The following is a 6676-nucleotide window of genomic DNA, read 5'->3' as shown; positions in this document are numbered from 1 at the left end:
TACGTAATGACATGGTATCTCTCGCATCCCAGGGCATAAGCGACTCCATAAACGGGTTCTTATGCCTTAGTTGTAGGTGTCTACCATGTCCCCGAACAAGTGTTCACGATGTCCCCGGACTGTACAGGGAGAGGGCCGGGGTGAGGGCATCAGCCCGCACGAAACCCTGCTACGACACCAGCTCCTGCGCATACAAATACAGCGCTTTCAGCTGCGCCATTTTCTCTGCATCGCCCTCATGCAAACTGGCCAGCGACTCCAGCTCCAGCAAAAACGCCTGTACCCGCTCCGCATTAAGCTGCTCGCGGCGGTGCTGCAGCCAGCGCTGCTGCTCTTTATCATCCAGCGTGCCGGGGAAGTTGCGGGCGCGATAGCGGAACAGCAGCTTCGCGATACGCTTATCCTCAAAGGTCAAATCCAGCGCCGGCAGGTTCTGCGGCGGCGTCTGGCGCAGGATGTTCATGCCGGCGCGATCGGCATCGCTGAAGAAGCCGTCATACAGCTGCGCATCGACATCCTCCGACGGGGTGAACGGCTCCGCTTCGGCAAACAGCGTCACCACATTTTCCCGCACTTCGGCATGCTGGCGCAGCAGGGCCAGATTCGCCAGACAGTGCTGACGATCAATACCCAGTCGTTCGGCATCTTCCGGGCGCAATGTATTGGCCGGGGCCAGCACCGGGCACTTATTGATGTGCACCAGCTTGATCGGCACCGCCGGCAAATCGCCCAGATCGCTGTGTCGCGTATACAGCCGCTCGCGCAACTCATCCGGCGACAGCGTCAGCAGCGGCGTCATGTCGCCGGCCAGATCGGCCACGATCAGCGCGTTTTTGTTATCCGGATGCCACGCCAGCGGCACAATCCAGCTGATATTACCGCGCGCCGCGCCGAACATGCCGGAAACGTGCACCAGCGGCTTCATCTGCGGAATATCAATCAGCGTCATCAGTTTCTGCTTGTTGCGATGGGTAAACAGAAACTCAAACAGCTTCGGCTGCTTCTCCTGCACCAGCTTTGCCATCGCCAGCGTGGCGTACACATCGGACATCGCATCGTGCGCCTGTTCGTGTGCCACGCCGTTAGCCTGGGTGAGATGCTCCAGCTTAAAGCTCGGGAAACCGTCATCGTTCTCCGGCCAGACGATGCCTTCCGGGCGCAGCGCATAGCAGGCGCGCATCACGTCGAGCAGATCCCAGCGCGAATTGCCGTTCTGCCAGCTCCAGCCATACGGGTCGATAAAGTTGCGGTAGAAGATATTGCGCGTCACTTCGTCATCGAAGCGCACGTTGTTGTAACCGATCACACAGGTCTGCGGTTCGCTGAACAGCGCGTGAATGCGCTGAGCAAACTCCACTTCCGGCACGCCGCGCGCGTTGGCCACCTGCGGCGTGATACCGGTGATCATTACCGCTTCCGGCTGCGGCAGGTAATCGTCCGCGAGCTGGCAGTAAAACACCTGCGGTTCGCCTACGGCGTTAAAGGCTTTGTCGGTGCGCAGGCCTGCAAATTGCGCCGGACGATCCAGCGACGGGCTTTTGCCGAAGGTTTCATAATCGTGGAACAGAAAAGTGAACTCAGAGGCGGGCACGGCGTTATCCTGGCTGTGGAAAATCAACGCACAGAATAGTCGTCAGCCCGGTACAGCACAACCTCGATCGCCATCGCTGCGAGCGGGCGCGCAGCATTTGTCCGCGGTTCATACTTTTTTTCAATTTATTCAGATATCAAAGCGCTATTTGCCGTAAAACGTGCGGCGGTAAATTCATTTATTTGATGTTGAGGAAGAAGTGTTGAAAAGGCGTCTGTTGGTAACTGTATCTGGAATGATTGTTTGGGCATCGCTGGCGCACGCGGATGACAGCATGCCGTTTCCCCTGACGCCGCCGGCCATTGATGCCGCGTCCTGGGTGCTGATGGACGCCACCACCGGGCAGATCCTCACCGCAGGCAACCCGGACGCGGAGCGCAACCCGGCCAGCCTGACCAAACTGATGACCGGTTATGTCGTCGACCGCGCGGTCGATCAGAAGAAAATCACCCGTGACGATGTGGTCACGGTGGGCAAAGATGCGTGGGCCGCCGGCAATCCGGTGTTTAAAGGCTCGTCGCTGATGTTTCTTAAGCCGGGCGATAAAGTCACCGTGCGCGACCTGATGCGCGGCGTGATCATCGATTCCGGCAACGACGCCTGCGTGGCGCTGGCCGACTATATGGCCGGCAGCCAGCAGAGCTTCGTCAACATGATGAACAGCTACGTGCAGAAGCTCGGCCTGACGCACACCCACTTCGAAACCGTGCACGGTCTTGATGCGCCGGGGCAGCACACCACCGCGCGCGATCTGGCGGTGCTGTCGCGCGCCATCATTAACGGTGAGCAGGATTTCTACGCCATGTACAGCGAGAAAACCCTCAGCTTCAACGGCATTACTCAGAACAATCGTAACGGCCTGCTGTGGGATCAGAATCTGCACGTCGACGGCATGAAAACCGGCCACACCGAGAGCGCCGGGTTCAACATCGTCGCGTCGAACATTGTCGGTCGCCATCGTCTGATTGCGGTGATCATGGGCGGGAAAAGTTCGAAGGGCCGTGAAGAGCAGGCGCGTAAACTGCTGGTGTGGGGACAGAACAACTTCGACACCGTGCAGCTGTTCCACGCCGGGAAAAAGATCGGCAGCGAAAATGTCTGGTACGGCAACCCGCACAAAGTGGACGTCGGTACCACCGAAGATATCTATCTGTCACTGCCGCGCAGCGAAGTGTCGAACGTGATGGCGAAGTACGTGATCAATCGTAAAGACCTCGAAGCGCCACTCAAAGCCGGCGAGCAGGTGGGTGAAATTCAGGTGCTGGATAAAGACAAGCAGCTGGCCAGCTATCCGCTGTACGCGCTGCAGTCGGTCGATAAAGCAGGCATCATCACGCGCATCAGCGATTACGTGAAACAGAAACTGTAAGCCGTCGGGCGATAAGCAAACGCTGCGTTACATCCTTGTGTGCACTGAGAAAACAAGATGTAGCGCAGTTGTATTATTGCGCAAAAAGTTGCGCCAGCCCCTCAATGTTCGTGCTGCGCCAGGGTAACATAGCGCGCAAATTTTTATCGCACCCGGACCACCATGTTACGCGCTGACAAGCCCATCTCTCCGATTGAGTTCTGGTTTTACCGCCACTACCGCGCCGTGCACGGCGTACGCATCGCTATCGCCTTTGTGCTGTGCTTTCTGTTTGTCCGTCTCACCGATATTCCGGAAGGCACCTGGCCGCTGATCACGCTGGTGGTGGTGATGGGACCGATCTCCACCTGGGGCAATGTTTTGCCGCGCGTGGTGCAGCGTATCAGCGGTACCTTTGCCGGGCTGATATCAGGGCTGATCGCGCTGAAGCTGGAGCTGCTCTCACTGCCACTGATGCTGGTGTGGTGCTTTATCGTGATGATCGTCTGCGGCTATCTGACGCTGGGCAAACACCCATATATGGCACTGCTGATCGGCATCACGCTCGGCGTGGTGGTCGGCGCGCCGGCCGGCGATTTCACCGTGGCGCTGTGGCGCGGCGGCGATGTGATTCTCGGCTCGCTGATGGCCTTGCTGTTCAGTGCCATCTGGGCGCAGCGCGCCTATACCCACTGGCGCATTCAGCTGTCGGACGCCTTTATCAACATGGCGAAGATTCATCACGCTGGCTTTTCTGCCAATCTGGTGGAGAAGCCGCGCCTCAATCCGCGCTTTCAGAAGCTGCTTACCAGCGTGATCAAAATGCGCGCGCTGCTGGAGCCGGCGAGCAAAGAGACGCGCATCCCTAAATCGGTGTTTGAAGCCATTCAGACCATTAACCGTAATATGGTTAACACCATGCAGATGCAGATTGAAGCCTGGTGGGCGTCGCGCGAAAGCCATCTGATTTTGCTTAACGCGCCAACGCTGCGCCGCACGCAGCAGATGACCGAGAACACCCTGAACGCGCTGGCGGCGCTGATGGTGAAAGGCGAGACCGAACAGGTGATTGCCAACAGCCACGAGCTGGAAGCCATTACCCAGGAGCTGGAAGCGCTGATCGCCAACGGCAGCGCGCGGCTGGAGACCACCGCGATTTACGGTTACGTCTGGCTGAGTCTGGAGCAGGCACGTCAGCTGGAGCGCATGACAGACCTGGTGCGTCTGGCGCTGCGCAAATAGTTTTCTCAGGCAATGACTTAGTGCGAATTGCCCTTTCTTTGCGCTAAGATAAGTGCCAGTCCGAATTTAGCGGTGAAAATTGCGAACCCGGCTTATAAGCCGCTAAGCTAAATGTCTTCCCGGTTTATGACTATTTTGCCTGCCGCGGCAGGCCACAAGAAAGGTGCCAACATGGAAAATGCCAAGCAATCATTTCAGGACGTACTGGAGTTTGTGCGTATGTTTCGTCGTAAAAACAAACTGCAGCGCGAAATTACGGACAACGAAAAGAAAATCCGTGATAACCAGAAACGTGTGTTGCTGCTGGACAACCTGAGCGAGTACATCAAACCTGGTATGAGCGTGGAAGCGATTCAGGAAATCATTGCCAGCATGCGCGTGGATTATGAAGATCGCGTGGACGAGTACATCATCAAAAACGCCGATCTGTCGAAAGAGCGTCGCGAGCTGTCGAAAAAGCTCAAAGCGATGGGCGAACCAAAAGGGCAGTAAGCTTTACGGGCTCGATAGCCGCGTTTTGCTCCAGGGTCGCCCTTTACGGCGACCTTTTTAATGCCCGCGCCAGCTGCTGTAACTGCTGCGCAATCTCCGCCACATCCACCTGCTGCTGCAACGGCGCCGCCGTGGTGGCGCGCAGGACCAGTTCGGTCTCCAGCGGCTGACTGTCCGGTATCTCTCCCTCAAGCTGCGCCAGCAGACGATTGACGCTCACCGTGCCTAACTGCTGTAAATCCTGGCGCACCGTGGTCAGCGGTGGCTGATACCACGCGCTCTCCGCCGTATCGTCGTAACCGATGATCGACATCTCCGCCGGAATTCGTACGCCATGCTGATGCAGCGCGCGCATCGCGCCCAGCGCCATTTGATCGTTAGCCACCAGCAGCGCCTGCGGCAGCTGGTCGGGCAGCCGGGTCAGCAGCGCCTGATAGCCGGACGCTGCGCTCCAGTCGCCGCTCAGTACGCAGTCCGGCACCAGCTGATGACGCGCCAGCGCCTGTTGCCAGGCGCTAAATCGCGCCCGCGCTGACGCGGAGCTGGCAGGCCCGTTCAGCACGCCAATCTGCCGGTGGCCGAGCGCCACCAGGTGATCCACCGCCTGCTGCGCACCGCTGGTGCTCCGGTACTGACACTGCGCCACGGCCGCGCTGCGCTCCACATCCAGAAACAGCGTCGGTTTGCTGCCGCACTGCTGCTGAATCTGCGCCGCCTGCGCGGCATCCAGCGGCAGGTTGATCAGCAGAGCATCGACGCGCTGCGCCAGCAGTTCATGTACCGTGTCCTGCGCGTGGCTGGTGGCATTGGCCATGGCGATCACCAGATGATAGCCCTGCGCCGCCGCGCGCTGCTGAATCGCCGAAGCAATCTGCGCTGGCGCCATCAGCGCCAGATCGCTGGTTGCCAGCCCGAGCGTGCGCGTGGCCTTGCCGGCCAGCTGCTGCGCGACCCGGTTTGGCACGTAGCTGAGCTGCTGCATCGCGGCTTCCACCCGCGCGCGGGTGCGGGGTGACACCTGCGCCGAATGGTTCAGCACCCGGGAAACCGTTTGATAGGAGACGCCAGCCAGCCGGGCGACATCGTCAAGCGTTACGGAACGCGCTGTCATTAATCCCTCCTGATGAGAATGCGGCGAGTGTAGCAAATTTTTCCCTGCCGTCGCGGTATTAAGGCGTTACACTGCCAGTGATAACGCAAGGAGAAAGTGATGTAGCTCAATGACCATCAAATTCAGGATATCAACACCATTGCCGCCTGGCTGGCGCTCGATCATCTGCCAAAGGACGGTACGCTGGAGGTCGATTTAGCCATACTTGCCGGACATGCGGTGCTGCCGAACGTCGAAGCGGTGATTGCGCTGGCGAAGAAATATCAGCTGCCGTTGCTGATCAGCGGCGGCATCGGTCACTCAACCGCGCTGCTGGCCGCGATGATTGCCAGCCATCCGCTCTATCGTCAGATCGACACCGCCGGCAAGGGCGAAGCGCAGCTGCTGGGCGAGATGGCGCGCGTGTTCGCGGAGCTGCCTGACGATCAGCTGCTGCTGGAAACCGCCTCGCGCAACTGTGGCGAAAACGCCGCCTTAAGCCAGCGCCTGCTGGATGAGCAGCAGTGGCAGCCGCAGCGCGTGCTGCTGGTGCAGGATCCGTTGATGCAGCGCCGCAGCTGGGAAACCTTCCGCTGGCAGTGGCGCGATCGTGAGCATGCGCCGGAATTCATCAGCTGGCCGGTGTTTGTGCCGCAGGTGATGATGGATGCGGGCATGCTGCGCATCGTTGGCGCGCCGCCGCAGGGGTTGTGGTCAGTGGAGCGTTTCCTGTCGCTGCTGATGGGCGAGGTGCAGCGTCTGCGTGACGACGCCAGCGGCTACGGCCCGAACGGCAAGGGATTCTTCGGTCACGTTGATGTACCCGACGCGGTCGAAGCAGCCTGGCAGCGCCTGATGCAGCTGCCCGGCGTGCAGTCGCGGTTGGGTTAAGCCGTCACCAAAAGCATATGTG

General features: G+C 59.3%; 6 protein-coding genes. 4 read left to right on the top strand and 2 right to left on the bottom strand.

Going from position 1 to position 6676, the window contains the following annotated elements:
• Positions 1 to 169: 169 nt before the first annotated feature.
• Positions 170 to 1591, bottom strand: coding sequence for an exodeoxyribonuclease I (gene sbcB, locus F3J36_RS23355; protein WP_166720717.1), 1422 nt, complete (start codon positions 1589 to 1591; stop codon positions 170 to 172).
• A gap of 202 nt (positions 1592 to 1793) precedes the next feature.
• Between sbcB and dacD the strand changes: the two genes are divergently transcribed.
• The 3 genes from dacD (at position 1794) to tmaR (ending at position 4673) form a co-directional block, all read left to right on the top strand.
• On the top strand, positions 1794 to 2960 hold the full coding sequence (gene dacD / locus F3J36_RS23350) for a serine-type D-Ala-D-Ala carboxypeptidase DacD (protein ID WP_211073294.1): 1167 nt from the start codon (positions 1794 to 1796) through the stop codon (positions 2958 to 2960).
• 162 nt (positions 2961 to 3122) lie between these two features.
• Positions 3123 to 4181 (top strand): FUSC family protein, encoded by a 1059-nt coding sequence (locus tag F3J36_RS23345; RefSeq protein ID WP_021509368.1) that lies wholly within the window; start codon positions 3123 to 3125, stop codon positions 4179 to 4181.
• Positions 4182 to 4352: 171 nt separating this feature from the next.
• Entirely contained in the window at positions 4353 to 4673 is a 321-nt protein-coding gene (gene tmaR, locus F3J36_RS23340; protein WP_021509369.1) for a PTS system regulator TmaR, read from the top strand.
• Between the two features lie 43 nt (positions 4674 to 4716).
• Here the strand turns inward: tmaR and F3J36_RS23335 are convergent, their stop codons facing one another.
• The gene (locus tag F3J36_RS23335; protein ID WP_166720715.1) at positions 4717 to 5784 is read right to left on the bottom strand and encodes a LacI family DNA-binding transcriptional regulator; all 1068 of its coding nucleotides are present in this window, start codon (positions 5782 to 5784) and stop codon (positions 4717 to 4719) included.
• Between the two features lie 120 nt (positions 5785 to 5904).
• Here F3J36_RS23335 and F3J36_RS23330 point away from each other — a divergent pair, with 120 nt between their 5' ends.
• Positions 5905 to 6654, top strand: coding sequence for a YdcF family protein (locus F3J36_RS23330; RefSeq protein WP_166720720.1), 750 nt, complete (start codon positions 5905 to 5907; stop codon positions 6652 to 6654).
• The last annotated feature ends 22 nt before the right edge of the window (positions 6655 to 6676 follow it).

The sequence above is a fragment of the Pantoea sp. Cy-640 genome, assembly GCF_011752635.1.
In the GTDB taxonomy this organism is placed as follows: Bacteria; Pseudomonadota; Gammaproteobacteria; order Enterobacterales; family Enterobacteriaceae; genus Pantoea; species Pantoea dispersa.
The sequence above is the reverse complement of the archived record's forward strand: the minus strand, read 5'-3'. Positions and strand labels throughout refer to the sequence as shown.